This is a genomic window from Shewanella sp. 553 (assembly GCF_059338375.1).
The window spans coordinates 3,996,044-4,020,078 of sequence record NZ_CM181701.1; the positions used below are offsets into that span (position 1 = coordinate 3,996,044).

Annotated in this window: 19 protein-coding genes and 1 pseudogene; 11 read left to right on the forward strand and 9 right to left on the reverse strand. The window is 42.4% G+C overall.

The genetic code is table 11. The annotated features are described in order from the left end of the window. Positions 1-33: 33 nt before the first annotated feature. The 4 genes from mnmG to AC5YBZ_RS17735 form a co-directional block, all read right to left on the reverse strand. Positions 34-1,923 carry a tRNA uridine-5-carboxymethylaminomethyl(34) synthesis enzyme MnmG gene (mnmG, locus tag AC5YBZ_RS17720; RefSeq protein ID WP_494520441.1) on the reverse strand — a complete coding sequence of 630 codons (1,890 nt, stop codon included), beginning with the start codon at positions 1,921-1,923 and terminating at the stop codon, positions 34-36. A gap of 483 nt (positions 1,924-2,406) precedes the next feature. Beyond that, positions 2,407-2,847, reverse strand: coding sequence for an FMN-binding protein MioC (gene mioC, locus AC5YBZ_RS17725; RefSeq protein WP_494543280.1), 441 nt, complete (start codon positions 2,845-2,847; stop codon positions 2,407-2,409). 192 nt (positions 2,848-3,039) lie between these two features. Further along, entirely contained in the window at positions 3,040-3,804 is a 765-nt protein-coding gene (gene ubiG, locus AC5YBZ_RS17730; protein WP_494520439.1) for a bifunctional 2-polyprenyl-6-hydroxyphenol methylase/3-demethylubiquinol 3-O-methyltransferase UbiG, read from the reverse strand. Positions 3,805-4,295: 491 nt separating this feature from the next. Continuing rightward, positions 4,296-4,937, reverse strand: a complete 642-nt coding sequence (locus AC5YBZ_RS17735) for a LysE family translocator (RefSeq protein ID WP_494543742.1) — start codon at positions 4,935-4,937, stop codon at positions 4,296-4,298. 417 nt (positions 4,938-5,354) lie between these two features. On the opposite strand from AC5YBZ_RS17735, the gene AC5YBZ_RS17740 reads away from it, so the two are divergent. The 11 genes from AC5YBZ_RS17740 (at position 5,355) to AC5YBZ_RS17790 (ending at position 19,637) form a co-directional block, all read left to right on the forward strand. Further along, positions 5,355-8,522, forward strand: a complete 3,168-nt coding sequence (locus AC5YBZ_RS17740; RefSeq protein WP_494543281.1) for a DUF3427 domain-containing protein — start codon at positions 5,355-5,357, stop codon at positions 8,520-8,522. 226 nt (positions 8,523-8,748) lie between these two features. Continuing rightward, positions 8,749-9,456 (forward strand): sulfotransferase, encoded by a 708-nt coding sequence (locus AC5YBZ_RS17745; protein ID WP_494520437.1) that lies wholly within the window; start codon positions 8,749-8,751, stop codon positions 9,454-9,456. A 1,340-nt stretch (positions 9,457-10,796) separates the two neighbouring features. After that, complete coding sequence (locus AC5YBZ_RS17750; RefSeq protein ID WP_475515391.1) at positions 10,797-11,501, forward strand: hypothetical protein; 705 nt, start codon at positions 10,797-10,799, stop codon at positions 11,499-11,501. A gap of 54 nt (positions 11,502-11,555) precedes the next feature. Beyond that, the gene (locus AC5YBZ_RS17755) at positions 11,556-12,404 is read left to right on the forward strand and encodes an LPP20 family lipoprotein (RefSeq protein ID WP_494543282.1); all 849 of its coding nucleotides are present in this window, start codon (positions 11,556-11,558) and stop codon (positions 12,402-12,404) included. Positions 12,405-12,412: 8 nt separating this feature from the next. Next, the gene (locus tag AC5YBZ_RS17760) at positions 12,413-13,387 is read left to right on the forward strand and encodes a hypothetical protein (protein WP_494543283.1); all 975 of its coding nucleotides are present in this window, start codon (positions 12,413-12,415) and stop codon (positions 13,385-13,387) included. Positions 13,388-13,537: 150 nt separating this feature from the next. Beyond that, positions 13,538-14,905 (forward strand): hypothetical protein, encoded by a 1,368-nt coding sequence (locus AC5YBZ_RS17765; RefSeq protein ID WP_494543284.1) that lies wholly within the window; start codon positions 13,538-13,540, stop codon positions 14,903-14,905. 10 nt (positions 14,906-14,915) lie between these two features. Beyond that, positions 14,916-16,208, forward strand: a complete 1,293-nt coding sequence (locus tag AC5YBZ_RS17770) for a hypothetical protein (RefSeq protein WP_494543285.1) — start codon at positions 14,916-14,918, stop codon at positions 16,206-16,208. Continuing rightward, positions 16,208-16,933: a hypothetical protein gene (locus AC5YBZ_RS17775; protein WP_475515396.1), complete on the forward strand. Its 726-nt coding sequence runs from the start codon at positions 16,208-16,210 to the stop codon at positions 16,931-16,933. Before AC5YBZ_RS17770 ends, AC5YBZ_RS17775 begins: the two co-directional genes overlap by 1 nt. 58 nt (positions 16,934-16,991) lie before the next feature. Then, entirely contained in the window at positions 16,992-17,786 is a 795-nt protein-coding gene (locus tag AC5YBZ_RS17780; RefSeq protein ID WP_475515397.1) for an ETEC_3214 domain-containing protein, read from the forward strand. 10 nt (positions 17,787-17,796) lie between these two features. Then, a complete protein-coding gene (locus AC5YBZ_RS17785; RefSeq protein WP_475515398.1) occupies positions 17,797-19,065 on the forward strand; it encodes a transglycosylase SLT domain-containing protein in 1,269 nt (422 codons plus the stop codon). After that, positions 19,062-19,637 carry a hypothetical protein gene (locus AC5YBZ_RS17790; RefSeq protein WP_475515399.1) on the forward strand — a complete coding sequence of 192 codons (576 nt, stop codon included), beginning with the start codon at positions 19,062-19,064 and terminating at the stop codon, positions 19,635-19,637. The genes AC5YBZ_RS17785 and AC5YBZ_RS17790 overlap by 4 nt, the downstream gene beginning before the upstream one ends. Positions 19,638-19,754: 117 nt before the next feature. Here the strand turns inward: AC5YBZ_RS17790 and mnmE are convergent, their stop codons facing one another. From mnmE to rpmH, 5 genes and pseudogenes are all read right to left on the reverse strand, one after another. Then, positions 19,755-21,116 (reverse strand): tRNA uridine-5-carboxymethylaminomethyl(34) synthesis GTPase MnmE, encoded by a 1,362-nt coding sequence (mnmE, locus tag AC5YBZ_RS17795; protein ID WP_494543286.1) that lies wholly within the window; start codon positions 21,114-21,116, stop codon positions 19,755-19,757. 109 nt (positions 21,117-21,225) lie between these two features. Continuing rightward, positions 21,226-22,857 (reverse strand): membrane protein insertase YidC, encoded by a 1,632-nt coding sequence (gene yidC, locus AC5YBZ_RS17800; RefSeq protein ID WP_494543287.1) that lies wholly within the window; start codon positions 22,855-22,857, stop codon positions 21,226-21,228. Positions 22,858-22,860: 3 nt separating this feature from the next. Beyond that, positions 22,861-23,116, reverse strand: a pseudogene (yidD, locus tag AC5YBZ_RS17805) (membrane protein insertion efficiency factor YidD). Next, complete coding sequence (gene rnpA / locus AC5YBZ_RS17810) at positions 23,083-23,439, reverse strand: ribonuclease P protein component (RefSeq protein ID WP_494520433.1); 357 nt, start codon at positions 23,437-23,439, stop codon at positions 23,083-23,085. Before rnpA ends, yidD begins: the two are co-directional and overlap by 34 nt. Positions 23,440-23,454: 15 nt before the next feature. Then, entirely contained in the window at positions 23,455-23,592 is a 138-nt protein-coding gene (gene rpmH / locus AC5YBZ_RS17815; RefSeq protein WP_011867659.1) for a 50S ribosomal protein L34, read from the reverse strand. Positions 23,593-24,035: the final 443 nt, after the last annotated feature.

Here is a 24,035-nt window from a genome sequence, read left to right on the forward strand (position 1 = left end):
CCATCTAGACTTATATCAATCAACAGCTTGGTTTTATGCGCTCTTTCTGAGCAAACCACGTTTTTTAAGATGGACCAACAAAATAGAGATCGCGGCAGGTGTGATACCAGAAATACGCGACGCTTGGCCGACAGTTTCAGGTTTATGATCGTTTAATTTGGCGATCACTTCGTTAGATAAACCGGGCACTTCTTGATAATCAAGATCCAACGGCAGACGAGTCTTTTCATGGCGAATAGCTTTATCGATCTCATCTTGTTGGCGTTGAATATAGCCAGAGTATTTCACCTGAATTTGCACTTGTTCTGCAGCACGTTGATCTTCAATGGCTGGGCCAAAACCTTCAATACTCATCAACTTAGGATAATCTAGCTCTGGGCGGCGTAGTAAATCTTCAAAGGTCGCTTCACGCGTAATTGGCGTATTGAGGTGCGGATTTAACGCATCCACCAAAGGTGAATTAGGGTGGATCCACTGGCTGCGTAGACGTTGAAGCTCTAGTTCAATGGCTTCACGTTTAGTATTAAATTTAGCCCAGCGGTTATCGTCAACCAATCCCAGTTCACGACCTTTCTCGGTTAAGCGCAGATCCGCATTGTCTTCACGCAGCAATAAACGGTATTCCGCGCGGCTGGTAAACATGCGGTAGGGTTCTTTAGTACCAAGGGTTGATAGATCATCAACCAAAACACCAAGATAGGCTTCATCACGACGTGGACACCAAGACTCTTTGCCTTGTACCTGTAGTGATGCATTCATGCCAGCAAGTAACCCCTGTGCGCCAGCCTCTTCGTAACCTGTGGTGCCATTAATTTGGCCAGCAAAGAAGAGTCCACTTATCGCTTTAGTTTCGAGTGAGTTTTTGAGATCGCGCGGATCAAAATAATCATATTCGATGGCATAGCCAGGGCGAATAATTTGTGCATTTTCCATACCTTGGATCGAACGAACCAGGTTTAACTGTACATCAAAAGGTAAACTGGTTGAGATACCATTAGGGTAGATCTCGTTAGTATTAAGCCCTTCTGGCTCAATAAAAATCTGGTGTGATGTTTTGTCTGCAAAGCGATTGATCTTATCTTCAATCGATGGGCAATAACGCGGACCAATACCTTCAATGACGCCTGAATACATTGGGCTTCTGTCGAGTCCACCACGAATAATGTCGTGGGTACGCTCGTTAGTATGGGTCACATAGCAAGAGACCTGACGAGGATGATCTTTTACATCGCCGATAAACGACATTACAGGTAATGGATCATCACCTTTTTGCTCACTCATCAAGTCAAAATTAATGGTGTTGGCATCGATACGTGGTGGAGTACCGGTTTTTAAACGTCCTACACGGATAGGCAGTTCTTGTAATCGCTGCGCCAAAGAGATCGATGGCGGATCGCCAGCGCGTCCTCCGCTGTAGTTTTCTAAGCCAATATGAATTTTACCGCTTAGGAAGGTTCCTGCAGTTAACACTACCGCTGGAGCTTCGAATGCTAAGCCCATCTGAGTAACAACCCCTATAACGCGATCGTTTTCAACAATGAGATCATCTACCGCTTGTTGAAATAAGCGCAGGTTAGGTTGATTTTGTAAAATTTGTTGGATCTTAGCTCGGTAAAGAGCTCTGTCAGCTTGGGCTCTGGTGGCTCGAACTGCAGGGCCTTTGCTCGAGTTTAGGGTTCTAAATTGAATCCCCGCATGATCTGTTGCTATGGCCATAGCGCCACCTAAGGCGTCAATTTCTTTAACTAAATGGCCCTTACCAATCCCTCCAATTGCTGGATTACAGGACATTTGTCCCAAGGTATCAATGTTGTGAGTCAACAATAACGTTTTTGACCCCATCCTAGCAGATGCCAATGCAGCTTCGGTTCCGGCATGACCGCCACCAACAACAATTACATCAAACCGTTCATGAAAATGCATCACAGTACCTTAAATAAAACCTGTATCGAAATTGAAAGTAGATTGATATTTGCTACCGACAAACTAACCATCGAGTAGCCGAGCATTTTAGCACCTGGAAGGCATTTGGTGAAAGATCAATTTAGCCCTTTCGATCTCAAGTGGATCTGCTTAATAGATCTTAAGATCTTTATATAGATCCTTTATTATGTTTACTATTAGGATCGCACTTTTCGGTGGATAACTCTAATTCACCTTTAATATCAATAGATAGCATCATTCTGATCCTGTGATCTGATCGCGATCTAACTGGCGTAAGCTTGGGGATAGATCGCCTACTTATCCACAAGGGTGATCTTTGGTCATCGAGGTCAGTGAATAATACAGAGTTAGATCATGATCAAATAATAGGTTATCCACATATTTATCATTTAAGAGCGTAATATGTGGATAAAGATGATCTAATCTGTGGGCTATTACTAGAGTTATACGGGAATGGGATCGTTAAAGATAATCTTGCCAGGAGCTTAACCAAGCCTGAGCAGGCTCTTCAGGGATAGGATCGTATTGCACATCGATCTGGATCTTATCCACATAGACTTGTGCACCGCAATTTTCGATCGCTTCAATTAATTTTTCAGGCCCTTGGCAAAAAGTATCGTAGCTGGAGTCGCCAATGGCACACAAAGCATATTTGGCTCGACTAAGATCGGGGTTTTTGGCCACGATTTCTTCGTAAAAAGGCTGAATATTGTCAGGTAGATCGCCTGCACCATGGGTTGATGACACGATTAACCATAGGCATTTAGGGTCAAGATCGTTCAGTTCTGGGGTTAAATGTACCTGAGTTTGGTGATCTAAAGCCTCTAATTGTGCCGCTAATTCATCAGCAACATACTCGGCACTGCCCAGTGTTGTACCGACAATCAGTTCTATTTTTGCCATTATTTTTCCTATATTGAGTCACAAGATGATTAAGCTTTATGCCGCATTAACCTATTAAAACCGAGTTAATGTCAATCTAAGCCATTATGGCATCATAAGTGAAAAGCCCATTTAGGTCTTGTTGGTAAGCACGTTATAACGATAAATAACCGCCATACCGCATAATGTGATGGCGGTATCTGCAAGCCAGTTTTAAAGCGGTTTTTGGGCATAGAGCAAATAGTTTACGTCGGGTTGGCGGCTGGTTTTCCATTGGTTGAAAAATGGATTAAAGCGCATTCCTTCCACTTTTATTGTGGTTAATCCATGGCGCGATATCATGTTATCTATCTCTTGTGGCTTTACAAAATGACGCCAATCATGAGTGCCCTTGGGTAGGTACCCCATGACATACTCAGCCCCGATAATGGCGATAAGATAGGATTTGATGGTGCGATTAAGAGTCGCCATCACCAATAATCCTCCTGGTTTTAACAGCTGACAACACACATCGATTAACTGGCGTTGGTCGTCGACATGTTCAATCACTTCGGTGTTTAGAATCACATCATATTGGAGTGGTTTATTCAGTAAATCATCGGCTAAGCAATGTTGATAGTCGACTTTGATCGACCAACTTTTAGCATGTCGTTGTGCCAATAGCACATTATGGGCGCTAGCATCGATACCGGTTACATCAGCCCCCTGACTGGCTAATGGTTCGCATAGTAGGCCAACACCACAACCAATATCCAAGATCGACAAACCTTCGAAGCTGACGTCTTGAGTTAAATCTCGTTGATAATGACCTGCTATGGCATCTTCTATGGCAGTTAAGCGAGTCTGATTAAAGGCTAATACGTGCTTAAATTTACCTTTAGGATCGCGCCACTCTTGCGCTAGAGCATCAAATTTGGCTATTTCAGCTTGTTGGTCGAGCATCTTGGGTCTATTGCTCAGCTGGCTTTTATCTAACATAAAGATCCATTTCTATTTGCAGGTTATTTGATTATATACGTACAAAACGGTGACGTTAGTTCACCTAAATCAGTGCACACATTATTTGTTGGAGCCATCATTAATTTTAGGCTAAAGGAAGGTGAGTCATGGCATCAAGTGACGAATGGTATAGCGCGGCAGATTTATCAATCAGTAACAGTGCATTAAAAGAGGCCAGCGCCGGGCGCTCAGTGGTAGCGGTTTACAGGGGAAAGAGTGGGGTGGTTAAGTCGTTTATTTTAGGGCTATGACTTAATGGCTAAGTATTATTGAGTGTTAGTGATAACTAGTTATTGATCACCAAGAGTGGGCGGCTTTACTTTATTAGCCAGTGTCAAAGTGTGGTTTAAATAGCACTGGATAATTAACTGGTAAAAGGCGTACGTTTGTCGGCGGCTTACTGTTCATAAGCTTATATTTAGTAGGCTTATATTAGTTAGTACAGCAGCCAACAACGCGTTAAAGCTGGGTTAACTAATACTTTTAACCTGTGATACCAAAAGCCAAATGGCTAAAGCAAAAAAGATGATCCCCATAAACTTATTTTGATTTTGTCTAAATTTATCATTATTAAGTAATGACTTACCTAATGTACCCACCATAGCGACCAATAATAGATTAAATAGTAATCCCATCACATTGAGTAATAGACCTAAGACTAACATTTGCTGGCCAGAGCTCGTGGCTAGCTGAGTCGAGACAAATTGCGGTAAAAACAATACAAAAAAGATCAACGCTTTCGGATTGAGCAGATTGCTCATCACTGCACGTCGGTACAGTTGTTTAGCAATATTATCTTGTTGCTCAATTTGCGGGGCATCGGCCGCACAGCTGCGAATACAATCCCATCCCATCTTCAATAAGTAGGCGGCACCTAATATACGAAGTAGTTCTAAAGCTAATGGATTAACCGCTATGACTGCAGAAACGCCCAGTGCCGCCAGCAATGTCAAAATAAGCCCCGATGTGGCATTACCAAAGCTGGCATAAACCCCCACCTTTTTACCATAGCTTAGGCTAGAACTGGCGATTAATAGCATGTCAGGGCCAGGGATCAGCAGCAGCGCAATTACAGTGGTTAAATAGAGTGGTAGTAGGTTGAGATCGATCATCAAAAATGGACTGCTTAAGGTTAAAGACTAAAACAAGGCGCGGATTTTACAGCGATCGATTAAAAATGAAAGTGACAAGGAATTTAAATCCATAAATCATTGGCAGGGCAGCTTTACGATGGTGGAATTAACTGTGTTATTTTAGTTGAGCTTCACGGTTTAATGTTAGTGGCTATTTTGAAATGGAGCTCATTAGTGGCTAATGCCTGAAAGCTGATTAGCTGAGCAATACTATTTCTACTGTGCATTTTACTCAAGGCCAAACAGGTTTGCGCTGTGGAGATTATGAGTCAAAGTCTAAGTGGTATTTATCCCTAAGCTAAATATTCAGCTATTATGAAAATATCATCTTGAATCAATTTCTTATGTGATATATTCACTAGCACTTTGATTGTTAGTCTTGGGGCATATCTGGCTATGGAACAGGTCGGGATTTACGAAAAGCTTATTACTCAACTCATTGAGCAGCGCTTAGATAAGGACATATTTTTTGTTGGGGAAAGGAAGCTAGAAGTTGCTGAGGCAAGTGTTTGGCTCTCACGTTTTTTGACTAAAGTCATTGAATATGTGATTAATTCTGTTCCCGCAGATGAAAACCAAGTTATCAATCAAATCAGTTTGGCTAATCGGTTAGTGATGTGGCTCAAAGAGCACATTAACGATGATGATTTTATTGATGAAAATCTCATCGATAGCCAAGGTCGGATACTCACGGCTCTCTTTAACAAGCAAAATCCTATTGCAACTGATTTACCTAAATATACGGCCGCCATATTTCCATTAACAGGGCTCACTCAGAGTGAGCTTTTTTGTGGTAGTAATGCGGGATTATCGCTTGAAAGTGAGCTTAAACGTGAGATCCGCTCATCAGATAAAATCTATTGGCTGGTGTCATTTATCAAGTGGGCGGGTATTCGTATCTTCAAAAATGAACTTGAGGAATTTACGCGCAGTGGTAAAGAGTTACGTATCATCACGACATCTTATATGGGCGCTACTGATGCTAAGGCCGTCGAGTTTCTAGCCAGTTTACCCAATAGCCAAGTAAAATTAAGTTACAACACTAAACGCGAAAGGCTGCATGCAAAGTCCTATTTATTTCTACGAAATACGGGTTTTCATACTGGTTATATCGGTTCTTCAAATTTATCGCATTCTGCATTGACCAGCGGGCTTGAGTGGAACCTTAAGATCACCACCCAAGAAATTCCCCACATTATTGATAAATCACTCAGCACTTTTGAAACTTACTGGGAATCGAACGAATTTGAGCTTTTTAGCGGTGATGCGAACAGTAAAGAAAAGTTAAACAATGCGCTCAAAGAAGCGAAAGGCTGTGGCACTGAATCGAGCTCATTTCATTTTGACATTAAGCCGTTTGCGCATCAGCGAGAAATCCTCGAACAGCTTGCAGTAGAACGAAGCGTTCATGGCCGTTTTAAAAATCTTATTGTCGCGGCGACAGGCACGGGCAAGACTATTATATCTGCGTTCGATTTCGCGCGATTTTATAAACGGTATCCAGAAGCTAATTTTCTATTTGTTGCTCATAGGCAAGAAATTTTACAGCAAGCCCTCAGCGCTTATCGCGGCGTATTAAAGAATAATCAATTTGGCGAGCTATGGGTGGCAGAGCATAAACCAAATAGTTACAAACACTTATTTGCATCTATCCAAAGCTTGAATCTGCAACTTGATAACCTGCCATTAGCGGCTGATTTTTATGATTATATTGTTATTGATGAAGTCCATCATGTTGCTGCGAGCAGTTACCGTGGGCTCTTAGCTCATTTTGAACCTAAGGTTTTATTGGGGCTTACGGCTACACCAGAGCGTCATGATGGTGTCGATATTTTGGCTGACTTCTGCGGTGTCATTGCCGCTGAAATACGTTTACCCGAAGCTATTAATCAACGGCATTTATGTCCATTTCAATATTTTGCGATCGATGATGCGACCGATCTTCGCAAGTTAAATTGGCGCCATGGTCGTTATGACGTCGCTGAGCTGAGCAATTTATACACTCACAATGAACAACGCGTGACGCGCATTATTCGCAGCCTAGTTGAAACTGTAACAGATATAAATAATATCAAGGCGTTAGCCTTTTGTATAACCAAGGAACACGCCGAATACATGGCGAAGAAGTTCAATTTAGCGGGGATCAGCGCCGATGTGCTGACCAGTGATAATCGTTCTGAACGCCAACAAAAGCGGCAGAGCTTAGTTAGTGGCAAATTATCTATTTTGTGTGTGGTGGATATTTTCAACGAAGGTGTCGATATTCCAGAGGTCGATACCTTGTTATTTTTACGGCCAACGGAAAGCTTGACTATATTCCTGCAACAACTTGGCCGTGGTTTGCGTCTCACCGATGATAAACAGTGTTGCACCATATTAGATTTTGTCGGAAATTCACGCGATGAATATGATTTTTCACAGAAATTTAGAGCGTTAGTCGGTAAAACCAATCAGTCGATTAAAGATGAAATTCTGAATGACTTTCCGCATCTACCGCTAGGGTGCCGAATTGAACTTGAGGAGAAAGCGCAGTCGATGATTTTGCGTAATATTAGCCGCGCAACGCTCAATTCCAATCGATTAACCAGTCTAATGGCAAACTTTAAACATCAAACTGACTTGCCGCTCACGTTAGGCTACTTTTTACTCATGAACCCGCAAGTGAGTCTTGAAGACATTTATCGCATAAAGATTAATGGCCAAAGTGGATGGACCTTATTAGTCGAGGCCGTTCAGGGGAATAAGATTACAGAACCTGCAGTTCAGCCCGATTTAGCTAAAGCTTATTATCGCGCGATTAACTTCCACTTACTCAGTTGCACGTCATTATCCTATTTAAAGTTTATCAAACAGTTATGCGAAAATGATTTTCTCTTTGACGGGCTAGATCCTATTCAAAATCAGTTTGCTTTGATGTGTCATTACAACTTTTGGGATAAGTCAGGTACGGCTTTAAACGTTAACAGTTTAGCGGCTAGCTTGCTGATGCTACGCAATAAACCGTTACAGGAAGAATTGTTGGCAGTATTGGCGATACTGCTCAACCGGATACACCATCAAGAAATGGATTTGGAATTACTCCAACCCACAGCGTTGAAAGTGCACTCTCGTTATACTCGTGAGCAAATTTTAGCAGCAATTGGTGCAAGCACATTTGTAGCTAAATCGCCTTCAAGAGAAGGTGTGCTTGCTATTAATGACCAAAATCTTGAATGCTTATTTGTCACGTTAAACAAATCAGAGAAGCAGTTTTCACCGACAACCATGTATCACGACTATGCCATTAGCGAGCATCTTTTTCACTGGCAATCACAAAATAGCGCACGGCCAGAACGTGGTCGAGGTCTGAGTTATATTGAGCAACAAAAGCTAAGGAAAACCATACTGTTGTTTGTTCGAGAGCAGTCAAAAGACGAAAATGGCCGCACTATGGGATTCGTGAATTTTGGCAAAGTACATTATGTCAGCTATAGCGGTTCACAACCGATGAATATCACATGGCGATTAGAGCATCCAATACCTGATGTAATGTGGCATGACGCCGCTAAGTTATCTGTTGGCTAGCAAAGAGCTTCTGCTTATCAATTAATCAATCAAAGCATAAATCCAAATTCCATTTTATTGCAGATAGTTATAGGGAGTTGCAAAGGCTAAGTTGTTACCAAGGCGCTATATAAAGGCATGTTCAATTAACGCATTTTTATAATGCTATGTAAGCTCGAACAAACTTAGCCATTCCCTTATACTGCATCTCATTAAATCGAGACCACTTAAAACTAGGGTTAAGTTTATGCCGAATTGCTGCAATCCTAATAGAGCCAAAATCTTCATCATAGGTCTGCCGCGAACAGGAACCACGAGTGTTAGTGTGGCTTTGTTAGAACAGGGCTTTAAAGTGGCTCATCAGGCGTTTACTAAGCAGGCATTCGAGTTGGCGGATGTGGTGTCTGACGCACCGTGTTTTAGTGATTATCGCCAGTTACATGGTTTATATCCACAAGCTAAATTTGTTTACTTAGACCGGGCGCTAGATGCTTGGGTGCCATCGATGCAGATGTTACTTAGTCGAATGTTGGTGCACCTTGATGATAAAACGGGGCGGTTTCATCCCATTTTAAAGCGCAGTTTTAATCACAGTTTTGCGATTAATCGGGTGGATGATCCTATGTGTGCGATGCATTTGGTTGATTGTTATCATAATCATAAAAAACAAGTTTTTGATTACTTTAGCGAGCAAGCTAACTTTATTAGTATTGATATTAGTGATGCTGACAGTTTGGCAAAGCTTATGACATTTTTATCGGTTGAACCTTTGAACGGCGCGCTATCTTGCGATGTGAAACCATCTTCCCACTCAAATTTGCCTCATTTAAACTTTCCTCATTTAAATAAAGGGCGAAATGTCGCCAGTTGGGATGAATATAAACATCCTAATAAAATCAGTACTAATGCTGTAGGGCCCGATAAACGTAAGTTTTTCAGTTACAAATTGGGTTAACTTATCTTGAACATCACATAACTACAGTGGAATAAACGAGGAGGTGAAGTTTCACGTGGAACTTCAGCGCCCTAGTTGCTATTAACCAAAGGCTTTGAATTGCACAATTCATAGGCAGTAACAACTGAGTCTGTTTTTATACATGGCATCTTACCCACCATGCTCATCAAACCCGCGCTAGCGTAAGCTGTTCTCTAGACTTTGGTTATTTAGTCACGATTGGCCATGTTAACTCCCGCTATCGAGCTCACTTTCGACGTTTTTACCACCTTGATGCCGCCATGTTTATCTATAGTTGCTGCGTGTGTTATCGCTCGCAGTGGGTGTTGGTCATAGCCTACTCGGTTTATCTTCATGTTAATTGAGTCATTACTGCCTAAAGGGCTGATTGATTTCGATCTAAATTATTTAGGCTAATACTGGGTTAATTAGATTGGTGCTGATTGGCGTGCATTTGTTAGGTCTAAATATTGGATCGAGTGCTGGGGAAGCAGAGTTATTGCTTGTTGGTTGGTATGCTGAAAAAGCGTGAAAATCTAGTATAAAAAAGCGAGTAGAATGGTTGACATCGACTAATCAGTCGATCTGCGCTGCGATCTGGCTTATTTTTAGCGATATATTTTGAGTATAACTTTTTTACTGAGATCTGAAATTTACTAAGCTAATCAAAATCCATAAAAAACATCGCTGTATTTTTTCTTTAAAAAACAGATCCTTAATGTTTTCCACCTTATGTTGATTAACTTTAGATCCCCCGTGGATTACTTGTTGATATCTCTGTTGATTAAATTGATCTCGATCTGAGTGTTTATGCACCAAAGCGTGACAAGATCTTTAAATGATCGCGGCTTTTTTGTTTGATTTTTAATCTAGTGTAGCGCCAAGGTCACGGCTGAATTGAAGGTAAGCTTGAGCATCAATTTTGGTGTGTTTGAAAACCATTTTGGTGCCCCATGATTTAAATCGCTGCAGGTCTACCTATATAAAGACTTTTTTGTTTATTTTTTAGATAGAGATATTTTATGAATATTCTTTTACTTTTAATCGGTTTTTAGTATGGAAAGTTGTTGTGGTTGATATTGTTAGTTTTATATTTTGGGTTATCTTGATTTTTTAGATGTTATTTTGGTTATTTTGGTTTTATTGCTATTAGACAAGTTGTTTAACATTGTGATGTCTTTCAAAAAAAACGATATATATCAGTTGTTTCATACATTTTTGTTGTATTATGCCGCCTCAACTCAAGGGAAGAGTTAATTAAAATTTATAAAAGGTATTTTTTCCTCAAGTATTTTTTAAATGGCACTTCCTTGGTATTTCATCTTAAAAGGAATTGTCTTGTGAAAAACCCTCTCATTTTTGCATTATTCTGTGCTCCTCTATTTACTGGTTGCGTCTCTACATCTGATAAATCGGCTGCCACGCTTGACCGAGAACAAGCTGTATCTGAACTAACTGTCAAAATGGATAATTTAGGATATGAGCCTGTTACTATTCAACCTGGTGTTGATGAGTTTCTTAATATGGCAGCGGCTGTATTAGAACGTCAACGTAATGTGATTGGTGAGTATAGAAAGCAAACTGAAAACTATAAAGATGTACAAGCTTTTTTATATGCTTACAAAGATGCTACTCCTGAAGAGCTGCAGTTAGCGATTGATCAGTTTGATGCTGGAGCGGCTAGTGAGGATGAAAAAATTGGCCACAAAATTACTGCTTATACCAAGGCTAATGAAAATGTTTACGATCAAAACATTCAGTTAGCTGGAACGTTAACGGTAGAAATCGCTAAATCTGCATACATTTTATCCGAGAATAGTACTGCGGTTGCCAAAGCGACGGCAGCCCATCTTACTGGTTCTGTTTTTAAATCTTTGAGTTTCGACGAAAAGAAAGAAGAAGATCCAAACGACCTTGGTACAGCGTTATTAAAAGCAAAGGACCAGTTAGAATTAGCATTAGAAGCTAATGAAATCATTGATTTAGAGCTTGCAACCATCGATGCTGTTAAACAACTTCAGCAAGAGCAGGAAGCTAAAAGCTAATGATTAAAAGCCTATTTGCCTTTTGTTGGGCAATTGCTTTTAGTTCTTCTGTATATGCTTGGCCTGAATGGGTTACTCATTCAGAGCCAACATGATGATTTTATTGTTGGTGTCGGGGTAGGCAGCGATCGTATCTCTGCCAGAGATGCAGCCCTAAGTGAAATAGTGGCACAATTAAGTGTTGATTATAGTGTTGAGCAAACTCAAACATTAACCACTAATAACAGCCATACAGAAAGCAATTTTAAGCAATCTAGTCAAATGAATAGCCTGCCTTTTACTTTAGAAGGTGTTCAGGAGTTAGAGGCCGCGAAATCTCAAAATGAAACGGCTTTACTGCTTGGGATCAAAAAATCCACTCTAGTAGCAAACTTAGAAAATGAGTTGGCTATTTTGTCTCGTTTATCAAGTTCACCGTCACAACCTAGCCAAAAGTTTATTTGGGCGCTTCATTATGGTGAAACGTTCGACATGGCGAATAAACGTTTACGAGTACTTCAGTTACTTGACGGTGAACATACGGCTTTATCTCTTCAACTTGAGTCATTAATGGCTGAGAGGCGCAAAGCGCTCGATGCGGTTTCTTGTCAAGTGATTGCTAGCCATGAATTAGCTGAGATTAAATCTGCGTTGAGCAGTTCACTTCCCCAAAGTGGTAATACTCGGTTGTTAGTGAAAACTAATCTCAAGTGGAAGCAAGCCAATCGCGGTTCACAGCGTTTGGCACAAGCTAATCTGCTGCTCACTATTACCGAAGCTCAATCACCATTTAGAGTATTGCATCAGCGTCATCTTGTTGCTGAAGGTAAGGGGGCTGGCTCTGCAATCGCTAAATCAATGGCACTACAAGGGCTGGAGACACAAGTACAAGCCCCTATTAGTAAATGGATGTTCGATAATTAGGATTTGTTATGAAATTAATAAAACACGTTTCTCTCTCTTTACTCACGCTTGCTATGTTGGCTGGGTGTCAGAGTAAGCCAGCTCAACAGACTCAGATGTCACAAGTCAGTAATCGAGCTTCAAATGCAGAGGTCGCCAAAAGCGCTTACGATTTTAATGATAACGATATCCGTGTGCCGTCTTACTTTGACACTCAAGGTTTAGATCGTTGCAGTTTTGATGTGAATAATGAAAACGATGGTTGCCCTCTGAAAAAGCCTGTCGTACGTATGTATTTTGATGTAGCCAAAGTGAGTGGTGAAGGTGAAGGTGTTAACGCATTAAGAGCATTTGAAGATCAACAGCTGTTAATGATGCTTGAGAATCAGTTTGCGGGGATTAATCGTTTTCGCATTGTGACGCGTGATGATGATGTCGTATCGCAAGAGCAGCAAATATACTTAGATCAACAAGGTGCTAAAGCATTAGCGGAAAAGGTTAGCTCTCAGCAGGTACTTAAGCCTGATTATATTGTTAAATTAGACTCGCTGCGCACGGTAAAAAATGAAGGCAGTATTACCAGTTGGATGGATTACACCTTAGAGCTGACGAGTGCAGTGCTAAATCCTTATACTCGCGAAAAACTATCTCACCCTAATCTAGGTAAAATTCGAGTTAAGTCAGAAGATGTTCGTGAGCGGTCTGAGCTTAAATATGTCATGGCAAGTAACCGCTATGTCAGTGGTTTTAGGTATTTTGATAGTGCCCACGTAAATGCGGTAATTAATGATATGGCATCGCGTGGCATAGATATTCTTCTTACTCGAATGTTGACTGAAATGCCTGCAACGACACAAGTTATGGGGATTAAGGGTAATCAATTAAGTTTAGATCGTGGTCAAAATGCTGGCGTGTTACCTAATGAAACCATGATAGTGTTTAGCTATGGAGGCCGGTTTTGTCGAACCTATCGGTGTGGCAAATGTGACACCTTCTGCAAATAGTGCTATCGGTGAGATTATTCGTTGGAAAGACAATGATCTAGCTGACTCTATTAAGAAAACAGCTGAAAAAGGCATTTATCGTCCTAGCGCTGATATGAAAGTGTTTGCCGTGTCTGTAGGCACTCCTCAGGGATTTTTGGAGAAGCGTACATGAGAACAATAGGGTTAAGTTTATTAGCCTTATTATCCACACCATTGGCGGCTGAGGTGAAGGTCTTAGCCGATGCAACAATGCAAACCACGGCATGTGGCTATGGTCGTGGCAGTGTGGCTATATCAAGTGCAAAAAACCAAGCCGCCGCAGAGCTGGCAGCCTTTATTCAAGGCAATAAAAGTTTAACGGTTACTGACAGCTCACAGGTTATGGATGCTTCATTAAATGAGCAATCTGCCAGTCTATATGAGCAACAACGAAGCTATATGCTCGAAGGACTGAGCATGCAAGCCCTTCCTCTGACAATCACCTCTCCCACCCTTAGTGGCAATGATACGTGTGTGACCGTGAGTTTGTCTTTGCAGGATTTAGCACTACAAGAATCTCAAGATTGGGAAGAGGATTCTCACAATGTCAGTGTTACCGTTTCCGGTGAGGGGTGGCCTAAAAATGGCCAAACAGCACGTTATCATGCCGAAATGGATGCCTTACAAAGAGCGGTTTCACAGGTGGTTGGTGTCTGGTTAACTCAGCAACATAGTCAGTCATCACAATTAAACTTGCAGGTGCTCAATGATGATGAAACCACTCAAATGCAAGAGCTTATTGGGCAACAGTTATCTAGCCATAGTGAAGGGCTAGTAAAAGAGTGGCAAACCTTAGATAGTCATCCTATTGCCAATAATGGCCTACAGGTCACTCTGCATGCGGTTGTCGAGAAGTCACCTTTGGTACAACAAGCATCACAACTCTTAGCGGTTATTGGCTCGCCACGGGTTAAAGTGATTGCGCCTGAACCTCTAAAAACTGAGCTAACCATGTGGCTTGGTGAGCAAGGTATTGAAGTTTCGCCAGTGGCTAGCTTAGTGGTATTAGCCACTTCGGAGTTTGCTGAAATAGGCGCTACCAACCGTTTACACCTCAATGTCAATGTTCAAGATTTAAGCGGCAATATCTATGGCCATTGGCAGAATAATCCTGCGCTATTGGCTTTACCTAGCGGCCAACGAGTAGAGCAAGATTTAATGGCGGTTCATCTGGCTCATGAGCAGCAAACTCAAGCGTTGGCGCAAGCGTTACAAAAAGCCTTTACCCAGGTTGTTGCTCGCGGCGGTTTGGTGAGACAGGTTTGGCTACCCCAATCGAAAATAAAACAACCAGAAAAGCTTCAGGCCCTATTGAGTACCTTAGGTGGTGTATCGGATGTATCCATTGATAAGAAAGGTAGCAATATTGTCGCCAGTCTTCGCTTCAAGGGGCCAACAGGCGAGCTTGCTGACGCAGTACATCAAGCGTTAACCACAACAGGCAGCGGATTATCTGCCATTAGTATCGAAAATGATTTTACTCTTAGATATAGGTAAGGAAACTATTTTGAAATTAAACCTATTTACACTGGCCCTCGCGCTATCTATGCCTGTTATGGCAAGTGATGACTTTGATTTGACCGACATGATGCCTGCCAGACCTGGGGCTGACCTAGCGAACACTGAGCAAGTGGTAATAAAAGGCGATGCTGTTGTTGGTGATAACGCCAATTTAGCTGTAGCTGTAGCGCATCAAGCACTGATTGAAAATGATGAAGATGGCGTGAAAATGATCCAAGTTGGCAGTGGTACCGGGATCTTATCTATCGGCAGCATTAGCTATACCACTTACGATAATATCAATGCGACGTTACTGTCTAAACGTGGGGCTTATAACCAAGCTTATCTCATAGCGAAAAAGCAGTTGGTCGAAAATATGAAAGGGGTAGAGCACCAGTGCAGCAATTTGGTCTCTACCAGTATGGATGTCATAGATACCGGTGCCGATAGTGCAGCTAACACGCAAACGGCGATGATGGAAAATTGTAAGGAGTCGGTTTCTGGCTCACTTGCTGGATTTGTCACTTTTGATGTGTATGACAATGTAGCGGCGAAAAATGTTCGCGTAAGTTTAATATCTACCCCTAAAACCCGCGATCAGGTGCGTACTAAACATGGGGCTGTGGCAGTAACAACGGATCCTAATAGCATTTTTAAGCAAGTGATCACCGATATCCGTGAAGGCGTTTTACCGCCAGTTGGTGCCAAAATACTTACCCACGCCGATACAGGTGAAGTTATTGTTATGGGCTATGGGTCTGCGATTATTCGACAAAATAAAAATAAGACCATAGCCGATAAATTACGCAGCACGGCAAAGTCACAGTCACAAACTCGGGCGCGCTCAGCCTTGCTAGCAACGATGCAAGGGGAGCAGGTTTATTGGCAGGGCAGCTTTGATGAAAAGCAGATGGAAGGCGCTAAACAGTTCCAATATGACGACCCGTCGATGCAAGATCCCCAGCAGGTGAAAGTGCTCGACAATGATCGTGAGACTTTTATTAATCAACTTAAGAGTTCAGATGATTATTCGACGCTAGCCAAAGGTAAGTTACCCGCAGGAGTTAGTGTTAAAAGTTTTAGCAGTACAGATGGATACTGGCAATACAGTGTTGCTGTATATGCTCCGAGCCTTGAAGCAACTGCTAGACAAGCCAACAAAGAGATGCAGTCTGGTGGCACAAGCTTAAATGCGAGTAGCAGTGCTGGGCATAAAATACATGTTGTGGGTGGGGTTAATAACAAGGCCGCTAACCCACAAGCTGCATCAGGTAAGGTGTCGAGTAGCGAGGAACTCTGATGCTGTCTATATTTCTGGCAGCCTCTGTTTTCTCTGGCGCTATTGTCACCGAGTCATCGGGAATCGTCAGAGAAAAGAGTCCCTTTTTTATCAGTGAGGCGAGCGATGGCGGTGCACAGGTTATCGCGCTAAAAGCGCTTTCCAGTGGTGCCGAGCAAGCGGCTTGTCGACGTGCACTGACTTTGCCTAAGCGAGCTGAAATTCGGGCCGAATTAATGACCTTAACCTCGCAAACGATTCCTCCGCCATTAAGTTTTATCGATGCCAGTATTACTAACTATCGACAGACAAAACAAAAAGATGGTTTGTATTGTGTTGGTGATATCAGCGTGGTTGATCCGCAATATAACCAAGCGGGATTAGCGTTAATCACCGCATGGTGGGCGTTAGATAATAGTGATATCGAGCTATTACGCGCAATGTTAAAGGTCGCTTTACAGCATGAACGAACTCAAGCTGACGCAGTCGCATTAATTGCCAGCCAAACAGATTTTGAATCTGGCTTAGCTTATCTCGATAAACATTTAGATGCTGAAAACTTATCATTCAGCGAGGCCAAAATAGCGGTTGCCAAAATCTGGTTAGAAGCTGAAAAGTTTGCTGCGGTTAGCGAGTTAATGGCGACCTGCGAAGCGCCGCTTTGTCAGCAGTTGTTGATTAAGGCTCAAGAGGCGGTGCGGCAAATCAACATTGAGCAAGCTAATGATTTAGAAGACTATTTTTAGTTGGTTCATCTTTTAAAAATAAATTAGATAGAAGCTAAGGGATAACAAGGATACCCGTATGAGTGTTCAAAATATTTTAAAAAGCAACAATGGGGTTATTGACGGTAAGCCGCAAAAGAAGGGCTTCTTTGCTAGGTTAACGTCTGGCTTTGTATTACTCATGGTTGTATTAATGGGCCTTGGTAACTGGGCCGATACTAAACAATTACTTACGGAAGCTTATCAAGCGTTTATCACTCATTTTACCCATCAGGTAGAGAATAATAGAGTCGCTTCATTAGATATTGGTAACTACCTGCAGTTTGCTCAAAAAAGTGTGGGCATGCCGCAGGTAATTAAAGCTTCTAGTTTAGATCCTAGTATTGAGTATCGTTATTATAAAGATCCTAAGTATCTACTGACATTGATGAATAAAGATCAGCGCATCGTCGCGATCGTATTACATAGCCTACAGCATGATAATCCCTTGCTTGGGGATTTTACCCCTCAGGTACCTTTTACTGAAAGCTTACTCAAAACGAATACCATTACAGATATTACGTCTGATTCAAATATATTTTTCTATGATAATCAAAATGTTACTTATTTTTTACAATCTAGAGAGCTAGGCCCACAAGGAATGTTTTTAAACTTGTTGGCTGGCTTTACTGAATATGAACAGGTTCAACCCAATGCATTCTCTATGTTAACCGAACTGGATCAAGCGACATTAGAGGGGAATACCGCAGAGGTTGGTGCTCTGACTCAAAAGTTAGCCGCTTATACCGCTAACTTTTATGCGATTTCTGAATTATCGCCTGAATACATTGCTGATTCACTACTGACTAAGTATGAATTTAATGCTTACTTCTAAGGATATCGTCATGCGTAAACTCATACTGCCAATAATATTGTTTCCCTCTTTGGTGCTGGCTACTGACGCTTCTTTTGAAGAGTTTAAAAAAGGTTGGCAGCAACAAAAGCAAGATTATGTTCAGCAACAACAGCAGGAATATACTGCATTTAGAGAGAAATACTTAGCCGATTATGACCATTTTCGTGGTCAATTACTGCAAAACTGGGCCGTTCCGGTGCAGAGTTCAATAGAGCAAGAGGTTGTTTATAGTGATGATTTACAAAGCCGAATAATTGTTGATGAGCAAGCACAAACACTGACAATCGAACAGTTAAATGAAGAGACCTCTTCTAAGCCAGGACTTGCAGTTACCGACTTGCTTGATGATATCAACACGGCGCCAGTGCTCAAGGTGTTGATCGATAATGATGATGCATTGCAAGAGTTACAGCAAACTCCTGCCGTCATTACACCTCAGCCAAAAGTAGTGGCGAGTCAGCCAGTGTTAAAACAACAAATTGTGCTGCAGCATGAGCAACTGCTAAATAGTGTGGATACCGATGAAGCCATCTCGGAATCTGATGCTAAAGTAAAAAAACAACAGCTCGAACAGCAACAGCAACTCAGAGTTGAAAATCTTGAAAAGCAGGTTGAGCAAGTTAATAAACAAGATGTTAAGTATAAAAAAATAAAGTCATATACGATTGCTCTGCCTGAAGATTATCTGTTGAGAAAGGCATCTCCTTATCTAGAATCATTCAATAAACAGGCTGACAAACAGCGGCAAGAGGTCGCACTATTGCTGGCTATTTCTCATGCTGAATCATCGTTTAATCCTGAGGCTAAGTCCCATATTCCCGCTTTTGGGCTTATGCAGATTGTTCCTGGGTCGGCTGGTATGGATGTGGCGAATAAGTTACTGCAAAAGTCGACTGCACCGACAGCAAGTGAGCTTTATCATGCCGATACCAATATCCTTTATGGAGCAGGGTACCTTTCAATATTATCTGAGCGTTATTTAAAAGGTGTTACCGATCCTACAAGCCGTAAATACTGCACCATTGCCGCATATAATACAGGTGCTGGTAACGTGGCAAAGGCCTTTAATGGTGGTAATAATCGTAATATTAATCAGGCATTAGGAAAAATTAATGCAATGTCTAGTGAGCAGGTTTATCAAACCTTGATGCAACGCTTACCTTATGCTGAAACCAAGAAGTACCTTAAGAAAGTTCGTAAGTTAGAAGAGCAGTATCACGCCAAATTACCCACATGGAATGGAAATAGCAAAATATGATGAAAAAATACTTAACCGTAGCCAGCGCTTTGATCTTAGGTGCATGTAGTAGTACTCAAGCACCACAGTCTACGCCGCTAGCAGAGAATGATAGTGTGCCGAGTTGGGTTTTGATGCCGACTCATGCTACTGGATTAGCCTCTGCTAGTTGTGTGCTGTGGAGCGGTAATATGGCAGCTAGTCGCGCGCAAGCCATTGCTAATGCGAGAGCCGATTTGGCAACACAAATTAATACTAAAGCTATGGTGATGGATAAACTGGTTAACCAGCAAACCCAAGAAAATGAAGCCAGTATGACCAGCTCGAGCTTTGCTCAAGTAAGTAAGCAGATTGCTGAGCAAAGCTTAGTGGGGGCATTACCAAAAGAGGTCGCATTTGCCCGCATCGATGATAAAAAACAATTGTGTGTCTTGGTGGTGATGGAAAATACCAAGCCATTATTCGACAAGTTGATCCAAGAGTCGGGTAAGACGTTAAACCCTAATGATGAAGCTGTGCTTTACTCTGAGTTTAAAACCCAAAGAGCGAAGCAAGAATTAGAGGCTGAGTTGTCTACATCTAAAAAGCTATAAATCAATATTAATAAAAAGATGAGCCAATGCTCATCTTTTTATTTAATAACAGCAATTAAATGTTGTTTTGACATTTTAGTCAGTCATTAATCTAGCCCAGCGTAATCCAGCTAGGCATCACTTCCCGATACAGAAAGAGCCGAATATTTTACCCAGTAGGTCATCTGAGGTGAATTTACCCGTGATTTCAGATAGGGCCATTTGGCACATTCGCAGCTCTTCAGCTAGCAGTTCACCCGCTTGATAAACCTCTAACTGCTCTTTGCCCAGTAATAAGTGACTACTGGCAAGCTCTAAGGCTTCTAAATGGCGCCTACGGGCGATAAAGCCACCTTCAAGGTTGCTTTGGTAGCCCATAAGAGATTTAAGGTGTGCTTTAAGCTCCTCGACGCCTAAGCCGGTTTTTGCCGATAGACGAAAGACTTTATAACCCTGTTCTTGGGTGGTCTCTAATGGTTCGCCAGTCAGGTCGGCTTTATTACGTATGACGGTGACGCCAAGGTTTTTGGGGAGGCGATCAATAAAGTCTGGCCAAATATCGTGGGGATCGACTGCATTGGTGGTGGTGCCATCGACCATAAATAGCACTTGGTCGGCACTTTCTATTTCGGCCCAGGCTCTCTCGATACCTATTTGCTCTACCGTATCTGTGGTGTCACGTAGACCTGCGGTGTCGATAATGTGCAGCGGCATACCATCAAGGTGAATGTGCTCGCGCAATACGTCACGGGTGGTGCCGGCTATTTCGGTAACGATAGCCGATTCTTTACCTGCTAATGCGTTCAGTAGACTCGATTTGCCTGCGTTCGGGCGACCCGCAATAACGACTTTCATCCCTTCGCGAATAATCGCGCCTTGTTTGGCACTCGATTGCACCGAATCGAGTTTGTCGATAATACGGTTGAGCGAGGCGGCAATTTTGCCGTCAGAGAGAAAGTCGACCTCTTCGTCGGGGAAGTCGATAGCGGCTTCTACGTATAAACGTAAGTTAGTCACCTGATCGACCAGATCATGTACCTGGGTGGAAAATTCACCCTGCATCGAATTGAGGGCGCTTTTGGCGGCTTGTTCGCTGGTGGCGTCAATCAGATCGGCAATGGCTTCGGCTTGAGTCAGATCCAGCTTGTCGTTCATAAACGCTTGCTCGCTGAATTCCCCTGGTTTAGCAATACGTACGCCGCCCACTTCCATGACGCGCTTGATCAGCATATCCAGTACGATTTGGCCGCCATGGCCTTGTAGCTCGAGTACATCTTCGCCGGTAAATGAGTTGGGCCCCTTAAAGAAGAGGGCAATGCCTTGGTCTATCACATCCCCATTAGCATCTTTAAAGTCACAGTAATCGGCATAGCGGACTTTAGGGATATGCCCTAACACGGCCATTGCCACTTTGCTGGCGTTGTCGCCCGAGATACGTATGATCCCCACGCCGCCGCGTCCGGGAGCGGTTGCCTGTGCCACGATAGTATCTGTTGTCATTACTGTGTTTCCTAAATTGATGGTGAATGGCAAAAATATGCGTTTATATAAAACAAAAAAGCGGTCAATACTTAGTATCCGACCGCTTTTGTTTGTTGGAACTAAAAGGTTATTTTAACCCTTTTTTCTCCAAACCAGCATAGATGATCTTCTGCTGAGTAATCGCAACAATGTTACCGACTAACCAGTAAAGTACAAGACCGGCTGGGAACCATAAGAAGAATACGGTAAATACCACTGGCATCCATTGCATCATCTTCTGTTGCATTGGGTCCATGGTTGGCGCCATTGGCTGCATCTTCTGCATTAAGAACATTGAGATACCCATTAGGATTGGCATCACATAGTAAGGATCTTGTACCGAAAGGTCGGTGATCCATAGCATAAAGGGTGCATGACGCAACTCAACGCTTTCTAACAGTACCCAGTAAAGGGCAATGAAAATCGGCATCTGTAGCAAGATAGGCAGACAGCCACCCATAGGGTTTACTTTCTCTTTCTTGTACAGTTCCATCATCGCCTGACCCATCTTTTGACGGTCATCACCGAAGCGCTCTTTCATCTCAGCTAGCTTAGGCTGCAGGTTACGCATCTTCGCCATTGAGGTGTATTGTGCTTTGGTTAGTGGGTACAGCAGGCCACGAACGGTTAAGGTGATAAGGATAATCGCTAAGCCCCAGTTACCTACAAATGATTGGAAGATCATCAGTAGTTTGTAAATAGGTACTGCCAACCACCATAGGAAACCATAATCGACCACTAGGTTAAGTGATTCAGATATTTCCGATAATGCCGCTTGGTCTTTAGGACCAACATAGAATTGCGCACCAATGGTTTGGCTGCTACCTGGGGCAATATCATACACTGCACCACGGAAACCAATATTGGCTAATCCGCCTGCGCTAATGCTAGAAAAAATCGTGTTTTGGTCGTTTGCTGGTGGAACCCATGCAGAAACGAAGTAGTGCTGCAGCATTGCAGCCCAGCCACCTAGGGTTTTCTTGTCTAGGTTTTTGTCAGCCATATCTTCGAAGCTGTATTTCTCGTAACGGGTATCTTGAGTCGAGAATGCAGCACCGCGATAAGTTGGCATCATCATGCTACTTTCGCTTTCTTTGATACTGTGCTTGATTTGGCCATACATCTGCACCTGTAGCTGTTCGCTGGAGGTGTTGTTGATACGGTAATCTACATCGATGTTGAATTTACCACGATGCAACACAAACACTTTGGTGTAAGTCACACCATTGTCAGCCACATAAGTCAGTGGTACTTCAAGTGTTTCTTGGCCATCGGCCATAGTGTATTGCTGTGCTTGGCTTGAATAGTGGGCACGGCCTTTAACGCTGCTATCGATACCGTCACGACCAATTAGGCCGCTTTGCGCGATATAGTAGATGTCGTTAGTTTGCTCGAGCAAAACGAAAGGTTCGTCTTTATCGAGTTCAAGTTTATGCGCCACTAATGCCGAATAAACGATATCACCACCGACTGGGTTGATTTTTAATATCAACTGGTCTGTGGTGACAGTAATGAGTTCTTTAGATGCAACGACTGCTTCTGGGAGTGCAGCATCGGCATCAGGAACATCACTACCATGTGTATTTGCGACAGTAGTTGACGCGGCCACTGATGATTCAGTAGCAACGGGTTGCGGTTTTTTGTCTGTTTGCCATTGCTGCCACAGCAAAAAGCTGACAAAAAGCAGACCGATAAGCAATATATTGCGTTGAGATTCCATAGCCTATTTATTACACCTATTTATTTTTTGGAGGGACGGGATCTTCACCGCCCGGATGTAAAGGGTGACATTTTAATACGCGTTTCCCTGCAAACCAACTCCCTTTCACAAATCCATGCAAATGAATGGCTTCAATGGCGTAAGTTGAACATGTGGGGTGAAAACGGCACTTTGGCCCTAGTATAGGGCTGATAAAGATTTGATAGCCACGAATTAACGTAGTGGCTAGCCATTGTAACGGCGACTGAGTTTGCGCCATAACTTCTCTACCAGTTTGTGGAGTGCTGCATTATCCATATCCAGTACGCCATTTCTTACCAAAACGACGATATCAAGCGGGGGTAGATCGTGCTGATGCAAACGAAAATTATCGCGGATGATACGTTTAATTCTGTTGCGTTGATTAGCTCTCTTTACATAACGTTTTGCAACGGTTAATCCAATACGTGGATGTTGCTCTGAGTTAGGTATAGCAAGTAAGGTAATTTCAGCCGAAGAAGCTTTGATAGGATTTGAGAATACAGATTTGAATTGCGCGGGAGTTAACAAACGTAACTCCCGCGTAAAGGTATAGCTGGTCACTTGCATTTCTACTGATTAAGCAGAAAGACGAGCGCGACCTTTTGCACGGCGACGTGCGATAACCTTACGGCCACCTACAGTAGCCATACGAGCGCGGAAGCCGTGAGAACGCTTGCGCTTCAGGTTGCTAGGTTGAAAAGTACGTTTACTCATTATGGCAATCCGTCTTTGTTAGGTGAATAAACCTGACTCCTACAAATTAGAAGTAAGGGCAAAAAAGAGGCCGAATTGTAATCACTTTAGTGATGCCCGTCAACAAGCAAAATCAACAAGTGTACAAAATCTTCCTTTAATACTTCTGCTCGGCTAGGTTATATACACACTCTAGTGTGGATAACTCTGTGAATGAACACTACATCTTGTGGATCTGGTATTCATTTGCCTGAACGAAGGTTGCTAATTATAGATCGATCTGGATCGCTTAATAAAGCTGAGTTTACTGGTTTATATAAATAAATTGATCGGCTGCGATCGATCTGGATCAGTGTCAAAAAGTCAAGTTGATCTTACTGGGGATAAATCCATTTAAAGGATAGCGATCCTTGTGATCTCACTATAGAATACACCCCTTTGTATGATCTTTTGGGGATAAGTAC

What these genes read in the sequence shown, in the direction of transcription:
- AC5YBZ_RS17740 (WP_494543281.1), top strand. Translation starts at nt 5,355, where the DNA reads ATGGAACAGGTCGGGATTTACGAAAAGCTTATTACTCAACTCATTGAG.
- rpmH (WP_011867659.1), bottom strand. Translation starts at nt 23,592, where the DNA reads ATGAGTAAACGTACTTTTCAACCTAGCAACCTGAAGCGCAAGCGTTCT.
- AC5YBZ_RS17745 (WP_494520437.1), top strand. Translation starts at nt 8,749, where the DNA reads ATGCCGAATTGCTGCAATCCTAATAGAGCCAAAATCTTCATCATAGGT.
- AC5YBZ_RS17755 (WP_494543282.1), top strand. Translation starts at nt 11,556, where the DNA reads ATGCTTGGCCTGAATGGGTTACTCATTCAGAGCCAACATGATGATTTT.
- AC5YBZ_RS17765 (WP_494543284.1), top strand. Translation starts at nt 13,538, where the DNA reads ATGAGAACAATAGGGTTAAGTTTATTAGCCTTATTATCCACACCATTG.
- AC5YBZ_RS17785 (WP_475515398.1), top strand. Translation starts at nt 17,797, where the DNA reads ATGCGTAAACTCATACTGCCAATAATATTGTTTCCCTCTTTGGTGCTG.
- mnmG (WP_494520441.1), bottom strand. Translation starts at nt 1,923, where the DNA reads ATGCATTTTCATGAACGGTTTGATGTAATTGTTGTTGGTGGCGGTCAT.
- AC5YBZ_RS17760 (WP_494543283.1), top strand. Translation starts at nt 12,413, where the DNA reads ATGAAATTAATAAAACACGTTTCTCTCTCTTTACTCACGCTTGCTATG.
- mnmE (WP_494543286.1), bottom strand. Translation starts at nt 21,116, where the DNA reads ATGACAACAGATACTATCGTGGCACAGGCAACCGCTCCCGGACGCGGC.
- AC5YBZ_RS17735 (WP_494543742.1), bottom strand. Translation starts at nt 4,937, where the DNA reads ATGATCGATCTCAACCTACTACCACTCTATTTAACCACTGTAATTGCG.
- mioC (WP_494543280.1), bottom strand. Translation starts at nt 2,847, where the DNA reads ATGGCAAAAATAGAACTGATTGTCGGTACAACACTGGGCAGTGCCGAG.
- yidC (WP_494543287.1), bottom strand. Translation starts at nt 22,857, where the DNA reads ATGGAATCTCAACGCAATATATTGCTTATCGGTCTGCTTTTTGTCAGC.
- AC5YBZ_RS17775 (WP_475515396.1), top strand. Translation starts at nt 16,208, where the DNA reads ATGCTGTCTATATTTCTGGCAGCCTCTGTTTTCTCTGGCGCTATTGTC.
- AC5YBZ_RS17780 (WP_475515397.1), top strand. Translation starts at nt 16,992, where the DNA reads ATGAGTGTTCAAAATATTTTAAAAAGCAACAATGGGGTTATTGACGGT.
- AC5YBZ_RS17790 (WP_475515399.1), top strand. Translation starts at nt 19,062, where the DNA reads ATGATGAAAAAATACTTAACCGTAGCCAGCGCTTTGATCTTAGGTGCA.
- ubiG (WP_494520439.1), bottom strand. Translation starts at nt 3,804, where the DNA reads ATGTTAGATAAAAGCCAGCTGAGCAATAGACCCAAGATGCTCGACCAA.